Raw genomic sequence first — 24109 nt, forward strand, 5'->3', positions numbered from 1 at the left:
CTCAGGTGAGGGGGCAGGTGAGAGGGAGGACGCGTTCGGTCAGCCGGCCGGCGAGATGGGTGTCGGTGACGGCGGCTTCGGTGAGCCAGTCCGCTCCGGTCAGCTGGTCCACCAGGTGCTGCAGCTCGTCGGGACCAACGGCGCACCAGGAGGCGAGGGATTCCAGGCCGACGCCTTGGTCGCAGGCTCCGAGCCGTCCGTCGGCGCCGGTTCGGGTGGCCAGCACCAGGGCGAGCAGCCGGGTGCCGGCGGTGGTCCTGGTCTTGCGGAGCTTCTTGTCGGAGACGACCCTCTGGGCCCACCCGCTGAGTTTGGGTCGCATCTTCTTGCCGAACGTGAACGGGCCGGGATCGTCCGGGCGGGGCACGAGGGACGGGACGGTGACGGGGGTGGGGCTCTCCGGCCGGGAGGCGAGCAGGTCCCCGGCGGTGCCGGGGATGCCCAGCCATCCGCAGCCGGTCAGCTGCTCGACCAGGGCCTCTGGATCGGTCAGGCCCAGCGAGGTGAGATCCTGCCCGACGACGTTTCCGCTGCCGGTGTGCGCGGTGCGCAGGGTCAGCATCATCACCAGCAGGCGTGCTTCCGGGCCGGGCAGCGGGGTGTGGCCTGTGACGTGTGCGAGGACGGACCGTGCGTGCTCCCACTGCGTGGGCCCCGTCAGAAGACGGGTCACCGCGGGCTGGGTGCTGTCCGCACTGCGGCCGGTGCGCTGCTGGTGCTGGAGGCGGGCGGCGGTGGCGGCCTGCTCGGCGCGTTGTGCGTCCAGTCGCAGGCGCGTGTCGCCGGTGACCTCGGCCCAGGTGGTGAAGGCGCGTGCCTTGCGCGCGTGGAGCTCGGCGAGCTGTGCCAGGTCGGGTTCGGAGCGCTGCTGGTAGGAGCGGAAGAGATCGCCGAGCTCGATGAGCTCGTCGCGCAGGGCGACGGGCCGCAGGTCGTACGGGATGATCCGCTGCGCGATCTTCCCGTGCCGGGGGCGGTTCCGCGCCGACGCTGAGCGGGGAGCGGGCACCTCCTGAGGACCGGCCCCGGCCGGGGAGCGATGGGAGAACTGCGGGTTGCCGCCAGGAGCGGTCGACGGGCGGTCGGCAGCGGCGCGGACACCGGCCGCCGGGGCGGTGGCGGTCGTGTCCGGGGCCTGAGCGGTGGTGACGATCTTCGCGCCGGGTGTGGCGGCCGCGCAGCGTGAACAGCATTCCATGGCCCGCCACCAGCGTCCTTCCCGGTCGGTGACCACGGCCAGGACCACCGCCCCGCCGCACCGCCAGGGCTCGGCACGCTCGTGCCGGTCGTCGGGACGGACATGCGCTGGACAGCCCTCGGCCCTGCAGGCGCAGTACACATCGGCCCGAGGCGTCGGGGCGGCCCGAAGATGGGCCGTGAGGTGCGCGACCGCAGCCGCACGGCCGACGGCCGCGGACGGCAGACGCTGCTCGGCACACGAGGGACGGCTGCACGAGACGCGCACGGCCGCACTGCCACGACCGGCAGCGTCCAGACGCACCGTCCACCTGCGTCCCAGCACCCGGTCGTCCAGCTGGCTCACCGTAGCCTCCGTCATCCGTCCTCCTCCTCTGTCGCGTGCACGCCTCCCGCGCCGTGCCACCACGACGGACGGGCACGGTCGCGGGCCCACCGTACGCGGCCGTGCGGCCCGAGGACCGGTGAACTCGCCCCGCTCACCGGGACCGGTGAGCGGGCCGTCGCCGACGGACGCGGCCTCGCGGGTGACTCCGTGCTCCACGGCGTGCGGCTCCCGCCGCGTCGGGCTGCCGCACCGGAAGGGGCGGTCACGGGGGCGCGGCAGCTCGTGCGCGCGGCTGCTTCTGCCCGAGCCAGGTGGCGGCGTCCGCGTCGACGAGCGTCAACTCTCGTGATGCAGCATCACCCGATTCGGTGGTCCTCGGGTTGACGGCCGCCGTGGCGGGGCCGGTGGCCGGACTGGCGTTCGTGGCCGATCCGAACGACCCGGGCACCAGCACTCCCGATCCCGCACCCCCGGGGCGCCCCTGGCGTGGAAGGCCGGAGAACGACCGGCACCGGACGGGTCCGTCTCCCGAGCAGGTCCGGACCACTGAGCGCCTCCCGGGCATACGGCTGAGCAAAGGAGTGGAGGCCGGGTGCCGCGCCGCTCCGATGGCGGGGCGCGGCGCTGTCCGTGCGAGGCCCCGTCCGGGCCGGCGGTGGCACCGGATCGGGCGTGTCGGCCCGGAGGCGACGGCCCTGCGAGGCGGGCACGCCGGGGAACGGGTATGTGCCGCCGCAGGCCCGGCGAACGGGCGGGCGTCGGCAGCCGATGCCCGTGCGCCGTGCGCCGGGCGACGCGATGCCCGATGCGGTCGTCGACCCTACGGTGGTGGCATGGCGGTGATCAGCGGTCGGAGGCGCGGGACGCGGGCCCGGAGCGGTGTGAGGGACGCACTGGGCGTGACTGTGCTGTTCCTGCTCTCGGTCGTGGCCGCCTCGGTCGTACCGCATGAGCGCGAGTTCTCCCTGCGGTGGCCGGCCGTGGTGCTGGCCGCCATCGGTTGTTTCTCGTTGCTGTGGCGGCGCCGTCACCCTGTTGGCGTACTGGCCGTCGCGGTTGGCTGCGGGGTGGCCTTTCAGATGCTCGGATTCCGGGACAGCCCGCTGGTGATCAGTCCGGTCCTGGTGTCGGTGTACACCGTTGCCGCGCTGACCGACCGGCGTGCCGCCTGGACGGCGGCATCGGTCTCGGCCGCTGTTCTGGTGGGCACCGCCGTGCTGCGCGATCCGCACTCGTGGCTGGCCCCCGACAACGCGGCGATGCTGGCGTGGACGGCTCTGCCGGCCGCCGTGGGGGACGGGGTGCGCTCACGGCGTGCCTACGTGGCGGCCGTGGAGGAGAGGGCGGAGCACGCGGAGCGCACGCGTGAACAGGAGGCGCAGCAGCGCGTGGCGGCGGAGCGGGTACGCATCGCGCGCGAGTTGCACGACATCGTCGCCCACCACATCGCCCTGATCAACGCTCAGGCCGGCGTGGCCGTTCATCTGGTGGAACGACGGCCGGAACAGATCCTGGCCGCACTGGAGGACATCCGGGACACCAGCCGGTCCGCGCTGGACGAACTACGGGTGACCGTGGGGCTGCTGCGGCAGTCCGGCGAGCCGGTCGCGCCGCGTGATCCGATGCCGGGGCTCGCCCGCATACCGGCGCTCCTGGCGTCGTTCGAACGCGCAGGTCTGGTCGTGAGCCATGTCCGACGGGGTGTCGTCGAACCGCTGGCCCCGGCGGTGGACCTGGCCGCCTACCGCATCGTGCAGGAGGCCCTGACCAATGTGCACAAGCATGCCGGAGCCGACCACGCCCGGCTGGTCCTCCACTACCGCCCCGAGCAGCTGACGATCACCGTCGAGAACGACGGACGAACCGGGGGGAACCATGCCCGTCCGGGGACCGGCCACGGGCTGATCGGGATGCGCGAGCGCGCGTCCACGGTCGGGGGCCAGCTGTTCGCGGGAGTGCGTCCGGAGGGGGGCTTCACCGTGATGGCCGAACTGCCGCTCCGCCCCGGCCTGGCCATGGGCAAACCGCCGAGAAGGGACGGGCATGACGATTCGCGTACTGCTTGCTGATGACCAGGCCCTGTTGCGGGGCACGTTCCGGATGTTGTTCGACTCCACGGACGACATGGAGACGGTGGGGGAGGCGTCCAACGGTCAGGAGGCGCTGGAGCTGGCGCGTGCGGAACGCCCCGATGTGGTCCTGATGGACATCCGCATGCCGGAGATGGACGGTCTCGACGCCACACGGCTCATCAGCGAGTCCGAGGACCTCACCGGGGTGAAGGTGCTCATCCTGACCACCTTCGAGGACGACGAGCACGTTGCCGAGGCCCTGCGTGCCGGTGCGAGCGGTTTTCTCGGCAAGGGGGCCCGGCCCGAGGAACTTCTCGAAGCCGTCCGCACGATCGCCGTCGGTGAGGCCCTGCTGTCCCCGTCGGCGACGCGTGCGCTGATCAAGCGCTTCCTCGCGCAACCGGACCCGTATCCGGCGGATGTGCACGAGCGGCTCGAGTGCCTGACGCGGCGGGAACGCGATGTCGTGGCGCTGGCGGCGCTGGGGCTGTCGAACGACGAGATCGCAGAGCAATTGTTCGTCAGTCCTCTGACCGCCAAGACCCATGTCAACCGGGCCATGACCAAGCTGTCGGCGCGTGACCGTGCCCAGCTCGTCGTCATCGCCTATCAGTGCGGCCTGGTCAGCCCGGCGCCGGAGGCAGGGCCCTCACAGGCATCCGTGTGAGCGCCCGCGCGGGAGGGCGCGTGCGGGGCCCGGTCGTAGGAACGAGTACCGGATACCGCAGTCGTGGTAGGTGGGAATCGCTGCGGGGGGACGATGTGCGGGGGGCCGTTCCTGGGCGAAGGTGAGAGGGCGAACGGAGGTTTCGCCATGATCGAAGCCCACTGCACGACCAAGCGACACGACGCCGCATCGATCGGTCCGCACACTGCACCCCGTGCGGCCGCCGCTCTGCTCGCCGCCACGGCGGCCACGGGCAGCCCTGCGGGCGACCACGCGGGCCGCACTCTCCGTGTTTCCCCGCATACTGCTCGTGTCGACGGCGGCTGCGGATGTCGTGCTCGTATCGAGGACCGCGGCCCGGGTCGCCTCCCTCTTCCGTGGTCGAGCGGTCCCGTTCTCCCGTCACGGACATACCGGCCACCGCTCGCCGTGCACGCGACCGTCCTCCCCGGCATCGGCGCCCCGCCTCTCGCACGACGCGACGTCTGAACCCCGCGCGGGGACAGAGGCGGCGGTCGCCGCACCCACGACCGGCCCCATGGTCGCGCTACCCGCACCTCGGCGCCCCCCCCCGACACTCTCGGCACCTCGGCACAGGAAGGACTCTGCCATGCTTACTGCACCCAGGAACGGCCGTACGACCAGTGAACGAGCGGCCGAAGACCACGACATCCCCGTCACGGCGGCCGACGAAGCGATCGCGGTGGGAGCTCACCTGGCGACCTGCTCCACGTGCCGGGCCGGGTACGACTGCAGCGAAGCCGTGCCCGCACATCTGTTCCTTCTCCGCCAGGCCCTCGCCGACAGCACCGGCCGGCAGCAGGCGGCGCGCGAGGACGGCGGGGCGGAACACCACCGGGTGGCACCCTGCCGGCGCGGTCCGGTCCGTACGACCGGGGCCACACAGCTCACCCTCTCCCAATGGGTCAGCAGGACCGCGGGGATCGGCGGCCGAAGCTGACGGGAGGCGGCGACGAGCGCGGGGCGGTGGCACCGCTGCCGGAGCGGTGCCACCGCCCCGGCAGCGGTGCCCCGACACTCTTCGTCGAGCCCGAGGGGCGTGCTGCAGAGGATTCGGGACCGCGGGCCCTGTGCACGGCCACCGCTGGATCCTCCCCGCCGGGCACCGTCAGCCCGGCGCCACCGCGTAGCCGTCGGCCGTCCAGCCGCCGTCGCTGACCACCACCTGGCCCGTGATGTTCGCGGACACGCCGGAGGCGAGGAAGAGGGCAAGATGCGCGATGTCCTCCGGGCGGCCGAGGCGACCACGGGGGGTGCGCCGGCGAAGCGCTTCCGTGTCCAGCCGCCCGGCGGCGGACAGCCGGGTCACCAGGTCGGTCTCGACGTATCCGGGCGCCAGCGCGTTGACGCGTATCCCGAACGGCGCCCACTCGACGGCCAGGACCTTGGTGAGGGCGGCGACGGCGGCCTTGGTCGCACAGTACGCCGCACGTTCGGGCCCGGCGGTCACCCCGTACATCGACGAGGTGGTGAGGACGACACCTCCGTCGCCCTCACGCATGATGCGGGCGGCGGCGCGCGCGCAGACGAAGACGCCGGTGAGATTGACGTCCAACGCGGCGTTCCAGCGGTCCAGTTCGAGGTCGAGGGAGGGCGCGTTGGCGGACACTCCGGCGTTGCCGACCATGACGGACAGCGTTCCGGTCCGGGCGGTGAAGCCGGTGAGCGCCGCCGTCACGGCGTCCTGGTCGCTCACCGGGGCCGTGGCCGTCATGATCACCTGGTCGGGGTGGCGCGCTGCCAGTACGGGCCGCACCCGGTCCAGTTCGCCGCCGTCGATGTCGAGCAGCAGCGCGTGGCATCCGGCGCGCACGAAGGCGTCGGCCATCGCCAGGCCCAGGCCCCGCGCGGCTCCGGTGACGCACACGGACCTGCCGCGCAGGTCGGGGTAGATCGCCGTTTCGGTCGTCATGTTCCGTTCCGCTCCTTCTTCCGCCTTCTCCACCGGTGTTCTCGGGCGTGCTCAGGACATGTGCATGCCGCCGTTGACATGGATGACCTCGCCCTGCACGAAGCTCGCCGCCGGTGAGCACAGGAAGGCGACGACGGAGGCCACCTCCTCCGGCCTGCCCAGACGGCCCAGGGGAGTGGTGGAGAGCGCGGTGTCGCCGCGGGCGGCGACGTAGTCGCGGGTCATGGAGGTCTCGATGATGCCGGGCGAGACCATGTTGATCCGTGCCCGGGAACCGAGCTCCCAGGCGAGGCTCCGGGAGAAGGCGAGCAGCGCGCCCTTGGTCGCCGCGTAGTGCGCGTGCCGGACGCTGCCGCGGTGACCGGCCATGGAGGTCAGATTGACGATGCTGCCGCCCTCGTTCAGGTGCGGCAGGACGGCGCGGGTCAGGTAGAAGACGCCGTTGAGATTGACCGAGATGACAGCGTTCCACTGATCGTCGGTCATGTCGGCGACGGCCTGCTCCGGATAGATCCCGGCCGCGGGCACGAGGAAGTCGACCGAGCCGAACGCCTCGACCGCGGCGGCGACGAACGCGTTGTTGCTCTCCGGCGAGGCCGCGTCCAGGGCCTGGGTGATCACGGTCGTACCGGTGGGGTCGAGCGTCGCGGCGAACTCCTCCAGCGCCCCGACGGTCAGGTCGCCGAGGACGAGATTGGCGCCGGCGGCGTGGAACTGGCGGGCCACCTCGCGGGCGATGCCGCCGCCCGCGCCCGACAGGAGAAGGGTCCGGCCCTCGAAGGGGCGGGTGTCAGCCCCCGGAGCCTGCTGTGTCCGCTGTGTGGTCGGTGTCATGGTCGTCCTCGGTGAACAGTTCGGGATGTTGGGCCAGTTCCAGCCGCGTACGGCGGATGTGGCCGGTGAGAAAACGTTCGGCGTCGACGGTGTCGGCGCGTTTGATCGCCTCGATGATCAGGCGGTGTTCGGCATGGATCAGCTCCCAGCCGCTGTCGCCCGCGAGCCGGGCGAAGGCGCGTCGGTAGTGCTGGGTGGTGTTCCAGAACCGGTCGACCATGGTGGTGATCTGGGCGACACGGCATCCGGCGTAGGTGAGCAGATGCAGACGGCGGTCGAGGGCCAGGAACCGGTCCACGTCGGTGGTGAGCTCGATCTGCCGCGCGATCGACTCCAGTTCGGTGACCTGTTCGGCGGACAGATGCGGAACGCTCTCGCTGAGCGCGAGCGGTTCCAGACGTTCACGGATCTTGTAGACGCCCTCGCACTCCGCCATGTCCATCCTGGACACCCAGGCGCCGCTGTTGGATTTCACGACCGTCAGGCCCTCGGCCGCAAGTATCCGCAGGGCCTCGCGTACCGGCAGCCGGCTGGCGCCGAGTTGTGCGGCGACCTGCTCCTGCATGATCCGTGCGCCGGGGCGCAGTTCGCCGCTCAGGATGGCGGCACGCAGATGGTCCGCGACGCGCTGGCTGGCGACGGCGGCGGCGCTGGATCCGGTCCCGTCGGATCCGGGCACGCCGGATGCGGGCGTGGTGGATCCGGTGGTCGGCTTCCGTGACATGGCTCTCCCTGGTGCGGCGGATCGACGGCGTGTTTCAGACGGAAGGCTGCCACAGCAGTACCGGTGCGTCGGCTTCGTACCGCTTGCCACCGGGATAGGAGACCAGCTCCAGCTGCATCCCCCAGGGGCTGAGGAAGTAGACCCACCGTTGCCCCTCGCTCGGACCCGAGCTGGCCGTGGGCTCGCCGAGGATCCGTACGCCGTGCCGCCTCAGATGCGCCACGGCGGCGTCGAGGTCGGTGACGTAGAAGGCGAGATGGTGGCCGCCGACGTCGCTGTTGCGCGGCGGTCGCGCCTCCTGGCCGGGGGCTTCGTACTCGAAGATCTCGAAATTCGGACCACCCGCGCAGCGGAAGAAGCGCAACTCGCGCATGACGGCGCGCGGGTGGACGTCGAGGTGGTCGCTCATCCAGGTGCCGTCGGAGCGGAACGGGCCGAGCGAGTAGACGTGCTCGCAGCCGATCACCTCGACGAAGAAGCGGGTCGCCTCTTCGAGGTCGGGAACAGTGAAGCCGATGTGCTCGACACCGGCCAGACCGGGAAGCCCGCGTTCCCGATCAGATGCTGAATGGATCCATCTATCCGCCATGCCTCTCACAGTGCGACGCCATATTGGCCGCAGTCAATGGCTACTCGCGAAATCTGAACGTAACGTTCCGGTAACGGGGTATTGGATATGGATCCATTCGCTGCGACAGTGCTCACCGAATCACACAGGAGAGTGCTCATGCCCACACACCGGAAACTGGCCCCCGCCGCACCCTGGACCGAGGTGACGGCGACCAAGAAGGACTGGCACGGCGCGGACTCGCGGCTGCTGACCTCGATGTTCACCCAGACCCTGCTGATCCGGACCTTCGAGGAGTACGTCCTCGACCTCGCGGGCCAGGGGCTGGTGCACGGGCCGGCGCACTCCAGCATCGGCCAGGAGGGCGGCGCCGTCGGCTCCGTGCTCCCGCTGACCGCCTCGGACTTCGTCGGCGGCTCGCACCGGGGGCACCATCAGTTCCTGGCCAAGGCGCTGGGCTATGTGGCGCCCGGAGGTATCGATCTGCGCCGGCCGGTCGACGGGGAGGTACGCACCGTTCTGCTGCGCAGCCTGGCCGAGATCTGCGGCCTGGCCCGGGGCTTCTGCCGGGGTCGAGGCGGATCCATGCACCTGCAGTGGCGTGAGGCCGGGGCCATGGGCACCAACGCGATCGTCGGCGGCGGCGTGCCGCAGGCGGCCGGGTTCGCCTGGTCCGCTCGGCAGGCGGGCACCGACGCCGTCTCCGTCAGCTACTTCGGGGACGGCGCGGTCAACATCGGCTCCGTGCTGGAGACGATGAACCTCGCCGCGGCCTGGAAGCTGCCGGTCTGCTTCTTCATCGAGAACAACAAGTACGCCGTCTCCACCCACGTGGACGAGGCGACGGCCGAGCCGCGCCTCTCCGCGCGCGGTCTGGGCTTCAACATTCCCAGCTGGCGCGTGGACGGCATGGACCCGCTGGCCGTGTACCTGGCCATGACCGAGGCCGTGGACCACATGCGTGCCGGCCACGGGCCCACCATCGTCGAGGCCGAGGTCTACCGCTACTTCCACCAGAACGGCCCGTTCCCCGGCAGCGCGTTCGGCTACCGCACCAAGGACGAGGAGAAGGAGTGGCGGGCCCGCGATCCGCTCGCCCTCGTCTCCCGGCAACTCATCGAGAACGGCATCCTGAGCGCCGGCGAGATCGAGGAGTGCACCGCGCGCGCCAAGGCGGTCATGGCCGCCATCGGTGACGAACTGCTGGAGCCCGACCCCGACGGGAAGCCGGGCACCCGCCGCATCAGGCCCGCCGAGTGGCCCGACCCGTCCTTCCGCGACGTCGGCGTGAGGGGAGACCTCAGCGAGTTCGACGGAGTACGCCTCGCCGACACCGGAACCGGGCCGGGTGCCTTCCAAGGGCGCCTGGAACAGCGGAAGTTCATCGACGTCGTGGCCGAGGTGATGAGCCACCGCATGGCCGAGGACGCGTCGGTCGTCGTCATGGGAGAGGACGTGCACCGTCTCAAGGGCGGTACCAACGGCGCGACCAAGGGCCTGGCCGAAGCCCATCCGGACCGCGTGCTGGGCACCCCCATCAGCGAGAACGCCTTCGCCGGACTCGCCGGTGGCATCGCGCTCGACGGCCGGTACAAGCCGGTGGTGGAGTTCATGTATGCCGACTTCATGTGGGTGGCGGCCGACCAGATCTTCAACCAGATCGGCAAGGCCAGGCACATGTTCGGCGGCGACGGACAGGGGTCCGGCGTCCCTCTCGTCCTGCGCAGCAAGGTCGCCATGGGCACGGGGTACGGCTCCCAGCACTCCATGGACCCGGCGGGCATCCTCGCCACGGCCCCCGGCTGGCGGATCGTCGCGCCGTCCACGCCCTTCGACTACGTGGGCCTGATGAACAGCGCTCTGACCTGCAAGGACCCGGTCGTCGTACTGGAACACACCGACCTGTACAACTCGGTCGGACCTGGTCCGGTCGACGATTTCGACTACTGCCTGCCCGTGGGCAAGGCGGCCGTGCGCCGCACCGGATCGCGGATCACCGTGGTGACGTACCTCGCGATGACCGGCCACGTCCTGGACGCCGTCGAGCAACTGGGCCTGGACGCCGAGGTCATCGACCTGCGCTGGCTGGACCGCGCCAGTCTCGACTGGGACACCCTCGGCGCGAGCATCCGCAAGACCAACAACGTGCTCATCGCCGAGCAGGGCCCCGTCGGAACCTCCTACGGCGGCTGGCTGTCCGACGAGATCCAGCGCCGCTGGTTCGACTGGCTCGACCAGCCCGTCCAACGTGTCCAGGCCGGAGAGTCCTCGCCCAGCATCAGCAAGGTGCTGGAGCGCGCGGCCATCGCCCGGAGCGAAGAGGTCGTGACCGCGCTCCAGCGGGTCACCGAGAGCTGACCCTCCCCGTACGACCAGAACACCCAGGAGGGTTGATCATGGCAGAACTGTTCCGAATGCCCGCCGTGGCCGCCGACGCGGCGACGGCGGTGCTGTCCGCCTGGCAAGTGGCGGAAGGCGTGCCGTTCGTGAAGGACGACGCACTGGTGTCCATCGAGACGGACAAGGCAGAGGTGGACGTCGCCGCCGAGCGGGACGGCGTGCTGCTCAAGGCGCTCCACGAGGCCGGTGCGGAGGTCGAGGTCGGCGATCCGATCGCCGTGCTCGGCGTCGTCGACGAGCAGGTCGGTGACCTCGACGCGCTGCTGGCGGAACTGGGCGTCAGCGTGACCGCGCTCGGCGACGCCCGGCAGGCGGTGCGCCGGGACGTGCCGGAGGAGCCGGTCACGGAGCCCCCGGCGTCGCAGGGTTCCGCGGTTCCCGGACCCCCGCCGTCCGCCCCCTCCCCATCCGCCCCCTCCCCGTCCGCCGACGGCGGGCCGGATCGCGGCGGGCGCGTCTTCAGCAGCCCGCTGGCCCGCAGGCTGGCCCGGGAAGCGGGGCTGGACCTCGCGGTCCTCACCGGTACCGGGCCCGGCGGCCGCATCGTGCGGCGCGATGTCGAGGCCGCGGTCGCGGCCCGCCGGATGCCGGACACGGTGCCGAGCCGGGCCCCCCGGGAGGCCGCCGCGCCGCAGGCGTCCGTCCCGGTACCGCGCACCTCCGCCCCGGAGGAGACCGGCGACCACGAGGACATCCCGCACAGCCGGATGCGCCGGGCCATCGCCAGGCGCCTGACCGAGAGCAAGCAGCACACCCCGCACTTCTATCTCCGGGCGACATGTGCCGTGGACGAACTGCTCGCGCTGCGGCGGCGGCTGAACGCCGTCAGCCCGGTCAAGGTCTCGGTCAACGACCTGCTGATCAAGGCCGTGGCCACGGCACACACGCAGGTGCCGGAGATGAACGCGGTGTGGCGACCGGATGCCGTCCGCAGGTTCGGCACGGTCGACGTCTCGGTCGCCGTTGCCACCGACAAGGGCCTGGTGACCCCGGTCCTGCGCGGTGTCGAGAACCTGTCGGTGTCGGCGATCGCCACCCGGACTCGCGGCTTCGCTGAGCAGGCGCGCTCCGGAACGCTGCGGCCCGCCGACCTCGAAGGCGGCTCCATCACCCTTTCGAACCTCGGCATGTACGGGGTCGAGGAGTTCGCCGCCATCATCAACCCGCCGCAGGCCGCGATCCTGGCCGTCGGCGCCGCACGTGACGAGGCGGTGGTCCGCGACGGAGCGGTCACCGTGGCCAAGGTGCTCGGTGTGGTCCTGTCCGTGGACCACCGTCCGGTGGACGGCGCCGTGGCGGCGCGCTGGCTCGCGGCCTTCACCGAGGCCGTGGAGAACCCGGTCCGGCTCGTCGTCTGAACCCACCCCGGGGGTGGGGGGGGGGGCGCCCGCCCCCCCCCGGGGGGGCCCCCCCCCCCCCCCCCCCCCCCCCCCCCCCCCCCCCCCACCCCGCCCCCTCGGCCGCACCCCGCGTCCGACGGCTGCCAGAGCACTCCATGAGGACACCGATGTCTTTGATCCGCGGTTCCCGCGCCCCCGGTGCGGCCACACCACACGAAGCCCCGCGCGACGCGCTCGGCGAACTGGACCGTCGTAATCTGCGGCGGCTGATGCCGCTGCTCCTCGCCGCCTACATCATGGCGTTCCTGGACCGGACCAACATCGGCCTGGCCAAGGAACGCCTGGAAGTCGACCTCGGTATCTCCGCCGCGGCCTACGGACTGGGCGCGGGGCTGTTCTTCCTCACCTATGCGGCCTCCGAGGTGCCCAGCAACCTGATCATGTACCGCGTGGGGGCCCGTTGGTGGATCACCCGGATCATGCTGACCTGGGGCGTCATCTCGGCCTGCATGGTCTTCGTCCAGGGCGAGAAGTCCTTCTACGCCATGCGGCTCCTGCTCGGCGCGGCCGAGGCCGGGCTGCTGCCGGGCATCCTGCTCTACTTCACGTACTGGTTCCGCTCCGAGACCCGTGGCAGGGCCATCGGGCTGCTCCTGCTCGGCGCCTCCATCGCGAGCGTCATAGGCAACCCGCTGGGCGGGCTGCTCATGGAGATGGACGGGATCGGCGGCTGGCACGGATGGCAGTGGATGTTCCTCATCGAGGGGGTTCCCTGCGTCTTCCTGGCGTTCGCCGTCTACCGGTTCCTGCCCGACGGCCCGGCCGAGGCGTCCTGGCTGACGGCGAAGGAGGCCCGGCTGGTCGAGGACGCAGTCACCCGCGAGCAGAAGGAGGGCGCCGAGGCGGCCGGCAACGGCTCCGGCTCCCTGTTGACCGTGCTGCGCGACAAGCAGATGCTGCTGGCCATCTTCGCCAACTGGACACACCAGGTCGCCCTGTACTCCGTCGTCTACTTCCTGCCCGGCATCATCGGCGGCTGGGGCCATCTCTCGCCCTTCACCATCGGCCTGCTGACCGGCCTGCCCTGGCTCACCGCGGCGGTGGGCGCCGTGCTGGTGCCGCCGCGCGCGACCACGCCCCGGCGCTCCCGCAACTTCGTGGTGGCCGGCCTGCTGATGATGTTCACCGGCCTCGTCGTCGCCGCCGTCGCCGGTCCGGTGGTCGCCCTGCTCGGCTTCTGCTTCACCGGCCTGGCGTTCTTCGTCGTCCAGCCGCTGCTGTTCAACTTCCCCGCCACGCGACTCGCGGGCAAGACCCTCGCGGGCGGCCTGGCACTCCTCAACACCATCGGCATCACCGGCGGCTTCGTCGGTCCGTACATCATGGGCTACGCCGAGGACGCCACCGGCAACCATCTGTCCGGCCTGTGGGTGTCCGTCGTCCTGCTGGCGCTCGGCGCGCTGGCGGCCACTCGGCTGCGCTTCTCTCCGAAGAGCTGAGGGAGGGCGCAGGACACGCCCGGGAGTGGGAGGGAGTGTGTGCGGGACGGCTTCCGCCGGGTCGTGAGCCGTCCCGCACAAGCCCTATCCCCAGGTGAGCGGGTCGAGATGGAGGTAGAAGCGCAGCCGGTCGTGGTCGAGGGCGATGCCGTAGCTCTCGGCGAACGCCGCGTCCGCGGCACGCGCCTGGTTCTCGTCCGTCCAGGTCTCCCGGGCGTTGGCGAGCAGCAGCGCCAGGTCCGCGCAGCGGTCGGCCAGCCCGAGCCGGCCCAGGTCGATGAAGCCCGACACATCGAGGGTCCGAGGGTCGAGGACGATGTTGGGCAGACACAGGTCTCCATGACAGACGACCATGTCGGCGGCCTCCTGGTCCCGTCGTCGTGAGACCTGCGGGACGAGGCGGGCCAGCAGCTCGACGGCCGGCGTGTGCTGCTGCTGGACGGGGAGGAACTCGGGGTTCACCGCGCCGCGGGCCACGACGTCCCGTGCCAGGGCGATCATCCCGTCCAGGTCCCGGCGGAACGGGCACTGCCGTACGGGCAGCTCGTGCAGCAGGCGGACCGCGGCCGCGATGCGTTCCCAGGAATCGCGCAGGTCCGCGGCGGACACCCGGTCCGCGGGCACGCCGGGGACGGCACCGGACACCAGGCAGGCGCCCGCTTCGCCGGAGTGCCAGTCGAGCACCCGCGGCCCCGGGACGCCCTGGCCGGTCAGCCAGGCGATCCGGTCGCGTTCGGCCCTCAGGTCGGCCGCCCCCGCGGCGGCCACGCACTTGGCGTAGCGGGTGCCGTCCGCGCTCCGGAAGACGGCGGCCCCCGACTCGCCCGCCGTGACGGGCAGCCAGTCGCCGTCACCACCACCCGCGCCCAGCAGCACCGGTGAAACGGTCCGGGATCCGGGGTGATCGCTCATGGCGGCCACTCTAGTGCGGTGAACGGAGGGGGCACCGGCCCGGGAGCCGGACGGCTTCAGCCCCGTCCACACCCGGTGGTCCGTGCCGTCACCGCGGCCCGACGCGCACCCTGGCGGGCCTGTCCGCGAGGCGGCCGCAGCCCGTGGCACGCGCTCGTGGCCGGCTGCTTCAATCCGGTCGCTCGTCGGTACGGATGCGGGAGGCGAGGACCGCAATGTCGTCCTCCGCGTCGCCACCGAACCGGTTCAGCACCTCGTCCAGCAGATCCTCCAGGCGTCCGCTCGCGGGCAGTCGCAGGGACGCCAGCCGTCCGACGGACACGTCGATCGCCTCGTTCCGGCGCTCGACGAGCCCGTCGGTGTACATGAACAACACGGTTCCGGGGCCGCAGGGCAGCAACCGGGCCTCGTATCGTCCGTAGCCGGTGCCCAGCGGTGGCCCGACGGACAGCTCCGCGATGCGCGCCCCGGCGTCGCCCGGATCGATGAAGACGGGTGGCAGGTGCCCGGCGCCCGCCACCTCGCACACGCCGGCGAGCCGGTCGACCACCACGATCAGGCAGGTGGCCGCGCGGTCGAGCCCCGAGCGTTCCACCAGGGTGTCCAGCCGCTCCAGGATGCGGTGCGGCGGCAGTTCGTCCTCGGCCAGCAGGCGCAGCAACGACCGGTAGTGGCTCATCGCGACGGCGGCCTCGACGCCGTGCCCCATCACGTCGCCCATGGCTTCGAGGTGGCGTCCGTCCTTCAGCGGGATGACGTCGAACCAGTCGCCGCCGACCAGCACATCGCGCTCGGCCGGCAGGTAGCGGGACGCGATCTCGATGTGCGGGTGCCTGCCGCGCGGTTCGGAGAGAAGGGAGCGCTGGAGCTCCAGGGCGATTCCGTGCTCGTGCGCGTACCGGCGGGCATGGTCGAGGTCGACCGCCGTGCGCCCGGCGAGCTCGCGGGCGACGATCACGTCCTCGTCCGCGGTGAAGGCGGGGGAGTCACCCGCACGGCCGAGTCCGAGGACGCCTTGCGGGTTCCCGCGCACGGTCAGGGGGACGACGACCCTGGAGTGCAGGCCGGGGGCAGGGCGGGCGTCGGCCCCTTCCTGCGTCGGGCCGGAGCGGCCGGGTTCTTCGGCGGTGAGGTCCTCCAGCACCGGCTGGTTGGTCGCCAGGCAGCGCTGCACGACCGAGTCCGCCTGGTGGTCCACGTACTCGCCCGGTTCCTGGAAGCGTCCGGACAGGTGCTCGCGGACGCCCGGAGCCATGGCCAGGGCCGCGCGGCGCATCCGGAGCACCCCGGCCGGCGGGCGGCGCACGGCGTGGCCGATGTCCGGCGGGAACACCTCGACGGAAGCGACGTCGGCCAGCGCGGGCACCACGAACTCCGCCAGTTCCCGGCAGGTGGTGTCGATGTCCAACGTCGTGCCGATACTGATCGACGCCGTGTTCAGCAGCGTCAGGTAGCGCCGGGTCCGTTCCAGGTCCTCCCGCTGGTGATGGGCCGCACTGGTCTCCAGCACGATCCCCACCAGGCCCAGGCACCGGCCACCCGACTCGATCCGGTGGTAGCTCCCGCGCCAGTACCGTCTGTCCTTCCCGGTCAGTTCGCGCGTCAGTCCGCTGAACGTCGTGTCGCGGGGCCGCCCGTCGTCGAGCACCGCGCGGAGCACCTCCTGACGCTCGTCGAACTCGGGCAGCACGGCGTTGATGCTCCGGCCGCGGTGCTCGGCGGCCGGCAGGCCGTTGATCCGGGCCTGTGCGGGATTGACGTACAGATAGCGCAGATCGGTGTCGTACACGGTGATCCCGGCAGGTGCTCCGTCGAAGAGCGCGGTCAGGACGGACGCGTCGAACGGCAGCGGGCTCTCGTCGTACTCGTCGGCCTGCACAGCGACCTCCTGAGGCGGGGAACGGGATCACACGCTGCTCCCGGGCCTCAATCGTCGTCCGCACCCCCACGCCGCGCATCCGCACCGCCGGGGACCGGATCTGCGCGCGCCCCGGGCTCCCGGGCCCGCACCCCTTCGCCCCGTTCGCCGCAATGGACGGTGCGGCCCCGGCGCATCCGCTCCGCCCCGATGCGGCGTGAGGCATCGGGACCGTCTCTGGGCGGACCCGACGGCCCTCACCCGACCGGGCCAGCCAGGACCCTTGTCTCCACTGGGCCCTCCCCGCCTCGGAGTTGCCCGGACATCGGAGCCATGAATCTGTGGAAGTCGTGATCCGCCGGATCCCGCCCTCCAGGAGGAGACATGCGCCCTGAGCAGAACGGCCGCTCGGCCGACCAACTGTCCGTCGTGTACACGGTCCACGTCATCGAGGGCGGTGAGCAAGGATTCCTCGACGCGTACGAGCGGATACGGAAGTCCGTCGCCAGCGTCCCCGGGCACATCATCGACCGGCTGGGAGAACCCCTCGACGACTCCCGGCAGTGGGTGATCACCAGCGAGTGGGAGACGCCCGAACACTTCTTCGCCTGGCAACAGGGCGAAGATCACCGCGCATTGCTGGCCCCGCTGCGGGCCTGGGTCGATCAGACCCAGTCGCTGCGGTACCGGGTCATTCAGGAGACCGTGGGGGTGAAGTCATGACGCAGCCCGTCACCGGCCCCGTCGCCGTCCTCGGCCTCGGCACGATGGGCACCGGCCTGGCCACCCGGCTTCTCGACCAGGGTGTCGAGGTCCGGGTCTGGAACCGGACCCCGGAGCGGACGGAGCCGCTCGCCCGCGCCGGCGCCGTCGCCGCGACGCATCCGGCCGATGCCGTCGAGGGCACGAGCGCGGCCATCTGCACCGTGACCGACGGCGAAGCCCTTGCCGCCGTGCTGCACGGACCGGACGGGATCCTCACCGGGAGCCCGTACCCAGGTGCCCTGGTCTGCGCCAGCACGGTCGCACCGGAGGAGGTCGTCCGTCTCACCAGCAAGATCGATTCCGTTCTGGACGTCGGCATGCTGGGCAACCGGGAGCACGCCCGCAGCGGTGATCTGCGGCTGTTCGTCGGGGGTGAGGAGCGGGTCTTCGCCGCAGGGCGGCCGTTGCTCGAACTGCTGGGCAAGGAGGTCGTGCACCTCGGCGAACTCGGTTCCGGCATGAGGATGAAGCTGCTCCTCAACCTGCTGATGGGGATCGAGGTACAGGCCCTGGCCGAGGCGGTCGAGATGGCGTCCGTCACCGGGCTCGACCCGAAGCTCGTCCTCAGCACGATCGCGGGCAGCGGATTCGCCTCGCCCGTCATGGCGTTCAAGTCCAAGCGACTGGCAGCCGGGCGCTTCGACGAGCCCGACTTCCGGCTGAGCCTGATGGCCAAGGACCTGCTGCTCGCCGCGGACCAGGCCGCAGCGGCCGGACTGCGGCTTCCACTCGTCGACGCAGCCGCGCAGACCCACGTCCGCGCCGCCGACCAGGGACACGGGGACGAGGACTGTGTCGCCGTCGTCCACGCACTCGCATCGAACCAGGGAACACACACATGATCATCGACATCCATGGACACCTGTCCCCGCCGGATGCCGCGCGGCGCTTCCCCATGCCGCCCAGCCTCACCGACGTCGACGGCATGCTCGACGCCCGCGCCCGAGCCGGTATCGACCTCACCATCATCGGCAGCCCGGTCGGCGCCGGTGCCATGGCGCGCGTCCCGGGCGTCGACAACTACGCGCAACCACGAGACCGGCTCCGGGGCTTCCACAGCTGGATGTCGGGCCTGATCGCCTCCTTCCCGGACCAGCTGCGCGGGTACGTGTACGCCAACCCGTTCGGCGACGACGACCACCTGGAAGGAGTCCGGGAGACGTTGGAGGACCCCGCGTTCGTCGGCCTGATCACCACCTCCAGCGTTCACGGCGAACTGCTCGGCTCTCCGCGCGCCGACTCCTTCTTCGCGCTGGCCGCCGAGACGGGAGTGCCGGTTCTGGTGCACGCTCCGGCCGAACCGATCGGCACGGACCGGGTCGACGACTTCGGCTTCGTCGAGCAGATCGGCCGGTTCGGGGACGTCACCATGGGCATGGCCATGATCGCGTTCGCGGGATGGCTGGACAAATATCCCGGCCTGCGTCTGATCGGTGCCACAGGCGGCGGCGCGATGGCGCTTCTGCCGGAACGCCTGCAGACGGCGGCGCGTCCCAGACACTGGGGCGCCGGCGCACCATCGACACAGCCCGACGCCCCGGCCACGGACCCGGGCGGGGCGCTGCAGCGCATGTACGTCGACACCAGCACGTTCAGCCCGGCGCATCTGGGCCTCAACGCGGAGGTACTGGGGCCGGAGCGGATGCTGTTCGGCACGGACTCTCCGCCGATGTCCGTACCGCTGGAGGAGCTCCTGCACATGATCGAGAAGCTGCCCGTCGACAAGGCGTCCCAGCAGCTCATCCTCGGTGGCAACGCCGAGGCACTCTTCGACCTCGGGAGCCGACCGTGACCACTGTGGACGATCCGGTCGCCGCGGCCGAGCGGTGCACCCCCGCGTTCCGACGGAACCCGCATCCGGTCTACGCGAACCTCAGGGAGACGGCGCCCGTCTGCCCCATGCGGCCGCCGCACGGCATCGACACGTACCTGATCACCCGGTACGAGGACGCGCGGGCGGCCCTGACGGATCCGCGGCTGAGCAAGGACATGTACGGGGCCATGGACGCCTACCGAAGGATCTTCGGCGACTCGTCCGTGGCCCTGGACGACCACATGCTCAACTCCGACCCGCCCAAGCACACCCGGTTGCGCAAGTTCGTCGGCTCCGCGTTCACCCCCCGCCGCGTGGAGTCGCTGCGCCCGCGGATCCAGGACGTCGTCGAGACGCTGCTGGACGGCTGCGCCCCCCGTGAACCCGTCGACCTGCTGCCCGCGTTCGCCTTCCCGCTGCCGATCATCGTGATCTGCGAACTGCTCGGTGTGCCGCAGGAAGAACGGCCGGAGCTGCAACGCCTGTCCACCACCGTGGCGCAGACAGGGTTCGACAAGGAAGCCAAGCAGGCCCAGCAGATGGCGGAGGAGAGCCTGCACGCGTACTTCACGGATCTCCTCGCGCGCAAGCGCAGCCGGCCCGGGGAGGATCTGCTCAGCGCGCTCGTCGAGGCCCGGGACGAGAACGGTGGCCTCACCGAGCAGGAGCTGATCTCGACAGCGTTCCTGCTGATGTTCGCGGGGCACAAGACGTCCGCCTACCTCATCGGGAACGGCATCCATCATCTCCTCACCCACCCCGAGCAGCTCCGTGCCGTGCAGCAGAACCCGGAGCTGATCGGACCGGCGGTGGAGGAACTGCTGCGCTACGACGGTTCGGTGGAGAGCGCGACGTTCCGTTTCGCCACCGAGGATGTCCGGATCGCCGGGACACGGATTCCGAAGGGCTCCCTGGTGCAGATCGCGCTCAGCTCGGCCAACCGCGACCCGCGGAAGTTCGACGCGCCGGACGCCTTCGACGTGACGCGCCCCGAGAAGCCGCAAAGCGCGCATCTGGGGTTCGGCCACGGCATCCACTACTGCCTGGGAGCGTCGCTGGCCAGACTGGAGACGCAACTCGCTCTCACGGGTCTGTTCAGTCGATTCCCGAGGGCCGCCCTGGCGGACCCCGCGCGTGAGGCGCCCTGGATGGAGGTTCCGTTCCCGGCCTTCCGAGGCCTCGCGGAGCTGCCCGTCGTGCTCGAGCCCGCCATGCCGTGACCGGCAGCCGGAGGGGACCGGCATCCGTTCGTCCGCCGCGCGTGCGCTCGCGGCACGGTCGACCACCGCACGCACGCGTCCGTCTCCCTGACGGCTGTCCCACACGTCGATTGATGCCGGTCGAAGTGGCCTCCGAGCGGTTGGGCGGTCTCGGACCCGACCCAACTCGTTCTGGAATGAGGCCGGTCGGTCGTGCAAGGCGGCTGCACGCGGGCTGGTGCCGTCCTGCTCGGGTCCGTGTCGCGCCGGTGTGCCGCCCTTCGAAGGCCCTTGGAGATGAATTCTTCTGACGCTTCGTCAATAATTCTGCAGACGCACTCACGAACGCACGAGCCCGTGCTCCCCGAGGTCACGCAGGGGTCGCTGAAGGAGCACATCCGCAGGCTCGGCGACGCGGTCGACGAAAGCGTCCACTTCACGCTCAGGACCGGTGGCTCGCTGAACGGCGGCGCAGGCTGCTCCGTCCGTGAGGGGTTCACCGGTGAGATGACTCCCCGGAAGAAGGGGGCGCACGTCGTCGTGGGCAAGGTCACCGCCGTTCCGACCGCGACCATCAACGGCAAGTCGGCGGGCAGGTGCACCAGCCCACCGACCGTCGTCCGCTTCACCGACATCGCGTCGAGCGGAAACCTGTCGTGATCGGTCCCGGAGGCGGGACCGAGCCACGCCACCGGGCACGCGTGCCTCAAGGCCCGGGCCGAAGCGCAGTCCCGCGCGTCCAACCGTCCGGTGCCCTGACGCGTCTCGATGCGGGAGCACGGGTCGGGCCGGGCAGGCCGTCGTCGGGGAGTCGGCGGCCCGTGCCCGGCGGCACGGGCAGCCGACTTCACGCGCGGGGCTCGGCCTCCACGATCCGAGCATGGGCCCAGGCCACCAACCCGGGGTCGCTCAGGGCGTCCACCCACAGGTCGGCCCGGTCCTGTCCCCCGTCGGCAGGGCGTGGGCCGACACCCAGTACGCGCAGGCCGGCCCTTCGCGCCGACTCGATACCGGTGACCGAGTCCTCCACCGCCAGTGCGTCCTGAGGGCGCACGCCGCAGAGTTCCGCGGCGGCGGCGTAGACGTCCGGATGGGGCTTGGGCCGTAATGCGTCGCCCGCGACGACGATGTGGTCGAAGCGATCCAGCAGCGAGGCCCGTTCCAGGCAGGATTCCACCACGTCCAGTGGGCAGTTGCTCGCCACCGCGAGCGGCAGATGGCAGGCTGCCAGCCGGACCAGAGCCGCCGCGCCCGGCATGGTGACGGGGTCCGCGGCGACCAGCGTCATGAAATGCCGGAGCAGCGAATCGGTCATGGCCCCCGTGAGCTCCGGCTTCCCGGTCTCGCGGGCCATGAGGCTTCCGCACTCGGTGTAGTGCACTCCCTTCGCTCGCTCGGCGAAACCGGCCGGGGGCTTGAGGCCGAATTCCCGGAAGGCGCGAATGCGGGCGTCCTGCCAGTGGCGTTCGGTGTCCATCAGAGTTCCGTCGCAATCGAAGACGATGGCGGCCGGGGACCAGTTGAGGATGCGATCAGCTGTCATTTCTCTGCCGTTCTCGGAGAGTGCGCCGACCCCGGTCTTCCGCGGGCTCAAAAAGATGCCGGACTGCGGGAGAGACGCGCTCGACTGCTGGGACGTGGATGTCGAGGGGAAATCGATGACCGCGTGCGAAGGCGGTCCATTCGCCTCCGTGGGGCCCACTGCCCGGAGCGCCGTCCGCCCTGTGGAGCGAGCCTGAAAACATCGTGCTGATTACGTTAATTTCGCGGAGAAGAAGTGCGCAATCACCATTTCGAGTGTTTTGGGGCAGGCCCGTCGCGGGGCGGGCGCGAGGCGCGGCGGGGCCGGGCTGGGACGCCATGGCGCCCCAGAAACGCGGACAATTCACTCTTTATTGGCCCAGAGCTATTTAATTGCCTTCTATGGGCTCATGTGGTGGCGAAATGGCGCAGAAATGTGTCTGTGCGGGAGTGCGGAATTCCCTGATGCCACTCACATGTACGCACGGTCGAAGAATAATAAGAATTCCGCGACCGACGGTGTGGGGCCGTGAGTGCGCGGGTGTGGCACCCCCTTGCGTCGCGTGAATGGCGCACATCATCGAAGGTGGAACATACGTGCAGGACAGGGCGCGAGCTACCCGGAGATCCCTGTTGGAAGCCGCGGCGCAGCTCTTTCTCGAACAGGGGTACGTGGGCACCAGTATCAATGACATAAGCGGCCGTTCGGGGAAGACCAGCGGAGCCATCTACTTCCACTACTCCAGCAAGGAGAAGCTCGCCCTCGCCGTCGTTCGTGAACAGTTCGCCGCATGGCCGCAGTTGGCCGGGCACTACGCGGCCCCGGAGGTCCCGCCGCTGGAGAAGCTCGTCACCCTGAGCTTCGAAGTCGCCAGAGCTCTGCGCGAGGACGTCATAGCCCGCGCCGGTGCCCGGCTGTGGGCCGAACGCCACAGCATCGACGCGGCTGTGCCCGCGCCCTTCGCCGCCTGGACCGCGGCCGTCACCAGGCTGCTCGCCGATGCCCGCGTCAAGGGGGAACTCGCCGAGGGCGTCGAGCCGTCGAGCACTGCCACGACACTCGTGTGCGCCTTCTTCGGCCTGTACAGCCTCACCGACGAGGTGGCGGGGGAGCGGGTGCTGGCGGCCCGGCTGCACCAGTGGTGGCTTCTCGTTCTGCACGCGCTGCAGGCGCGCCCCGACCCTGCCGCCCTGATCGCGCGGGCGCGGGCGCGCTGCCCCGAGTGATGGTGAACGGCGCTTCCCGCACTTCGACCGCCGCCGAGAGTGCGCATGTCGCCGACGTGGACAGGGGTCGGTCGGCCGCCGGTGTGCTCGACGGCATCGACCGCCGCCGTGTGCCGCCTCCACCCGCCCGGGTGCGGGCCGGGCCGTGTCCGCGACCGTTCGCGGCCCGCGCCCCCTGCCTCGTCGGCCGCCCGGAACCGTCCTGAACGCCGGTTCCGGACGAGGCGCGGCCCCGCGTCGGCAGGGCTCGTGAACACGTCACCCGTGCGATGTCAGGTGGAAGGTCCGGTGCATTTCTCGCAGACGCTCGGCCAGAGCGGGTACGGGTCCCTGGACCGCGAGGCCCGGCACCACGTCGGGGGCCGCCAGGCAACGCACCGGAGGCGACAGCACACCCAGCTCGGTCAGCCACTGGGCCAACTGGGTCGCGGAATGGGCGTAGACGATGCGGCCGAGGCCGACCCAGCCGTGTGCGGCCGAGCACATGGGGCAGTGCTCACCGGAGGTGAAGACAGTGGCCTCGGCCCGCCGGTCCGCGGTGAGGTGCGCGGCGGCCCAACGGGCGAGTTCGAACTCCGGGTGACGTGTGCTGTCGCCGAGACTGTTCACGCGATTGCGGTCCTCGGCGAGGACCTGACCTTCGGCGCTGACCAGAACGGAGCCGAAGGGTGCGTCCCCGGCCCGCAGCGCCTCGGCCGCCAGTTCCACGGCTCGCTCCAGGTGCTGGTGTTCCGCACCGGTCAGTTCAACAGTTGACACGACGTGCTCCTCTCGCGTGCGCGGGATCGGGCCCACGCTGCCGTGGCACTCACCGTGTCAGGCCCTGACCTGCGGCGTCCAAGAGATGTGGGCCATCGCGGCGATCGGTGGCGTCCATGGCCCGTGACGCGGGGATTGCGTACGGGCGCTCCGGACGTGGTGCGCCGCTCCCCACGGGAGGCGAGGGGTGCCGTCGACGTACCCGGCCGGCCCGGCGCGCAGGAGGGGGAGATGTCCCGCTCGCCTGCCTCCGCTCGGGTGCTGCCGGGGCTCCGCGGGGGACCGGTTCCGGCCCGTTGAATGTGATGCCACCCATAGGAGCCGCGTCACATCCTAGAGCGATTAGTAGAGGCGGAGCTCTGGGAACGGCGGTTAAAAGCCTCAAAATGGTTAATTTTGGACATTGCTCCTAATTAGGGTAGTACGTCACATTCTTGCGTGGGGTTCGGCCGGGCGTTAACCATGGCTGTCGTTGCGGGAGACCGCGACCGGG

Annotated in this window: 21 protein-coding genes; 12 read left to right on the forward strand and 9 right to left on the reverse strand. The window is 70.9% G+C overall.

What is annotated here, in order from left to right; translation table 11 throughout:
* Nucleotide 1: 1 nt before the first annotated feature.
* Nucleotides 2-1558, reverse strand: coding sequence for a hypothetical protein (locus ACIRP2_RS35975; protein WP_404257884.1), 1557 nt, complete (start codon nucleotides 1556-1558; stop codon nucleotides 2-4).
* 866 nt (nucleotides 1559-2424) lie between these two features.
* Between ACIRP2_RS35975 and ACIRP2_RS35980 the strand changes: the two genes are divergently transcribed.
* The 3 genes from ACIRP2_RS35980 (at nucleotide 2425) to ACIRP2_RS35990 (ending at nucleotide 5225) form a co-directional block, all read left to right on the forward strand.
* The gene (locus tag ACIRP2_RS35980) at nucleotides 2425-3594 is read left to right on the forward strand and encodes a sensor histidine kinase (RefSeq protein ID WP_404257886.1); all 1170 of its coding nucleotides are present in this window, start codon (nucleotides 2425-2427) and stop codon (nucleotides 3592-3594) included.
* The gene (locus ACIRP2_RS35985; RefSeq protein ID WP_404257888.1) at nucleotides 3569-4264 is read left to right on the forward strand and encodes a response regulator; all 696 of its coding nucleotides are present in this window, start codon (nucleotides 3569-3571) and stop codon (nucleotides 4262-4264) included. Before ACIRP2_RS35980 ends, ACIRP2_RS35985 begins: the two co-directional genes overlap by 26 nt.
* A gap of 610 nt (nucleotides 4265-4874) precedes the next feature.
* Nucleotides 4875-5225: a zf-HC2 domain-containing protein gene (locus ACIRP2_RS35990; protein ID WP_404257890.1), complete on the forward strand. Its 351-nt coding sequence runs from the start codon at nucleotides 4875-4877 to the stop codon at nucleotides 5223-5225.
* 168 nt (nucleotides 5226-5393) lie between these two features.
* Here the strand turns inward: ACIRP2_RS35990 and ACIRP2_RS35995 are convergent, their stop codons facing one another.
* Genes ACIRP2_RS35995 through ACIRP2_RS36010 form a run of 4 tightly spaced genes read right to left on the reverse strand, consistent with a single transcriptional unit; the run spans nucleotide 5394 to nucleotide 8344 of the window.
* Nucleotides 5394-6197 carry an SDR family NAD(P)-dependent oxidoreductase gene (locus tag ACIRP2_RS35995; RefSeq protein ID WP_404257892.1) on the reverse strand — a complete coding sequence of 268 codons (804 nt, stop codon included), beginning with the start codon at nucleotides 6195-6197 and terminating at the stop codon, nucleotides 5394-5396.
* Nucleotides 6198-6248: 51 nt separating this feature from the next.
* Nucleotides 6249-7031: an SDR family NAD(P)-dependent oxidoreductase gene (locus ACIRP2_RS36000; protein ID WP_404257894.1), complete on the reverse strand. Its 783-nt coding sequence runs from the start codon at nucleotides 7029-7031 to the stop codon at nucleotides 6249-6251.
* Entirely contained in the window at nucleotides 6988-7755 is a 768-nt protein-coding gene (locus ACIRP2_RS36005) for a GntR family transcriptional regulator (protein ID WP_404257896.1), read from the reverse strand. The genes ACIRP2_RS36000 and ACIRP2_RS36005 overlap by 44 nt, the downstream gene beginning before the upstream one ends.
* Before the next feature lie 34 nt (nucleotides 7756-7789).
* Entirely contained in the window at nucleotides 7790-8344 is a 555-nt protein-coding gene (locus ACIRP2_RS36010) for a VOC family protein (protein WP_404257898.1), read from the reverse strand.
* Nucleotides 8345-8482: 138 nt separating this feature from the next.
* On the opposite strand from ACIRP2_RS36010, the gene ACIRP2_RS36015 reads away from it, so the two are divergent.
* The 3 genes from ACIRP2_RS36015 (at nucleotide 8483) to ACIRP2_RS36025 (ending at nucleotide 13562) form a co-directional block, all read left to right on the forward strand.
* Entirely contained in the window at nucleotides 8483-10681 is a 2199-nt protein-coding gene (locus tag ACIRP2_RS36015; protein ID WP_404257900.1) for a thiamine pyrophosphate-dependent enzyme, read from the forward strand.
* Nucleotides 10682-10719: 38 nt separating this feature from the next.
* Entirely contained in the window at nucleotides 10720-12081 is a 1362-nt protein-coding gene (locus ACIRP2_RS36020) for a 2-oxo acid dehydrogenase subunit E2 (protein ID WP_404257902.1), read from the forward strand.
* Between the two features lie 149 nt (nucleotides 12082-12230).
* Entirely contained in the window at nucleotides 12231-13562 is a 1332-nt protein-coding gene (locus ACIRP2_RS36025; protein WP_404257904.1) for an MFS transporter, read from the forward strand.
* A gap of 84 nt (nucleotides 13563-13646) precedes the next feature.
* On the opposite strand, the gene ACIRP2_RS36030 is transcribed toward ACIRP2_RS36025, so the two are convergent.
* Together ACIRP2_RS36030 and ACIRP2_RS36035 are read right to left on the reverse strand one after the other, a co-directional pair.
* Nucleotides 13647-14474, reverse strand: a complete 828-nt coding sequence (locus ACIRP2_RS36030; RefSeq protein WP_404257906.1) for an APH(3'') family aminoglycoside O-phosphotransferase — start codon at nucleotides 14472-14474, stop codon at nucleotides 13647-13649.
* A gap of 169 nt (nucleotides 14475-14643) precedes the next feature.
* Nucleotides 14644-16353 carry a SpoIIE family protein phosphatase gene (locus ACIRP2_RS36035; RefSeq protein WP_404257908.1) on the reverse strand — a complete coding sequence of 570 codons (1710 nt, stop codon included), beginning with the start codon at nucleotides 16351-16353 and terminating at the stop codon, nucleotides 14644-14646.
* Between the two features lie 363 nt (nucleotides 16354-16716).
* On the opposite strand from ACIRP2_RS36035, the gene ACIRP2_RS36040 reads away from it, so the two are divergent.
* From ACIRP2_RS36040 to ACIRP2_RS36060, 5 genes are all read left to right on the forward strand, one after another.
* A complete protein-coding gene (locus ACIRP2_RS36040; RefSeq protein WP_376222165.1) occupies nucleotides 16717-17055 on the forward strand; it encodes an antibiotic biosynthesis monooxygenase family protein in 339 nt (112 codons plus the stop codon).
* On the forward strand, nucleotides 17052-17939 hold the full coding sequence (locus ACIRP2_RS36045) for an NAD(P)-dependent oxidoreductase (RefSeq protein ID WP_404257910.1): 888 nt from the start codon (nucleotides 17052-17054) through the stop codon (nucleotides 17937-17939). Before ACIRP2_RS36040 ends, ACIRP2_RS36045 begins: the two co-directional genes overlap by 4 nt.
* A complete protein-coding gene (locus ACIRP2_RS36050) occupies nucleotides 17936-18889 on the forward strand; it encodes an amidohydrolase family protein (protein ID WP_404257912.1) in 954 nt (317 codons plus the stop codon). Before ACIRP2_RS36045 ends, ACIRP2_RS36050 begins: the two co-directional genes overlap by 4 nt.
* The gene (locus tag ACIRP2_RS36055) at nucleotides 18886-20130 is read left to right on the forward strand and encodes a cytochrome P450 (RefSeq protein WP_404257914.1); all 1245 of its coding nucleotides are present in this window, start codon (nucleotides 18886-18888) and stop codon (nucleotides 20128-20130) included. The genes ACIRP2_RS36050 and ACIRP2_RS36055 overlap by 4 nt, the downstream gene beginning before the upstream one ends.
* Before the next feature lie 336 nt (nucleotides 20131-20466).
* Nucleotides 20467-20769 (forward strand): hypothetical protein, encoded by a 303-nt coding sequence (locus ACIRP2_RS36060; protein ID WP_404257916.1) that lies wholly within the window; start codon nucleotides 20467-20469, stop codon nucleotides 20767-20769.
* Nucleotides 20770-20956: 187 nt separating this feature from the next.
* Here the strand turns inward: ACIRP2_RS36060 and ACIRP2_RS36065 are convergent, their stop codons facing one another.
* Complete coding sequence (locus ACIRP2_RS36065; protein ID WP_404257918.1) at nucleotides 20957-21652, reverse strand: HAD family hydrolase; 696 nt, start codon at nucleotides 21650-21652, stop codon at nucleotides 20957-20959.
* 545 nt (nucleotides 21653-22197) lie between these two features.
* On the opposite strand from ACIRP2_RS36065, the gene ACIRP2_RS36070 reads away from it, so the two are divergent.
* Nucleotides 22198-22857 carry a ScbR family autoregulator-binding transcription factor gene (locus ACIRP2_RS36070; RefSeq protein WP_404257920.1) on the forward strand — a complete coding sequence of 220 codons (660 nt, stop codon included), beginning with the start codon at nucleotides 22198-22200 and terminating at the stop codon, nucleotides 22855-22857.
* A 258-nt stretch (nucleotides 22858-23115) separates the two neighbouring features.
* Here ACIRP2_RS36070 and ACIRP2_RS36075 read toward each other — a convergent pair whose 3' ends face one another.
* Nucleotides 23116-23616 carry a nucleoside deaminase gene (locus tag ACIRP2_RS36075; protein WP_404257922.1) on the reverse strand — a complete coding sequence of 167 codons (501 nt, stop codon included), beginning with the start codon at nucleotides 23614-23616 and terminating at the stop codon, nucleotides 23116-23118.
* Nucleotides 23617-24109: the final 493 nt, after the last annotated feature.

Source organism: Streptomyces sp. NPDC101194 (assembly GCF_044767885.1).
In the GTDB taxonomy this organism is placed as follows: domain Bacteria; phylum Actinomycetota; class Actinomycetes; order Streptomycetales; family Streptomycetaceae; genus Streptomyces.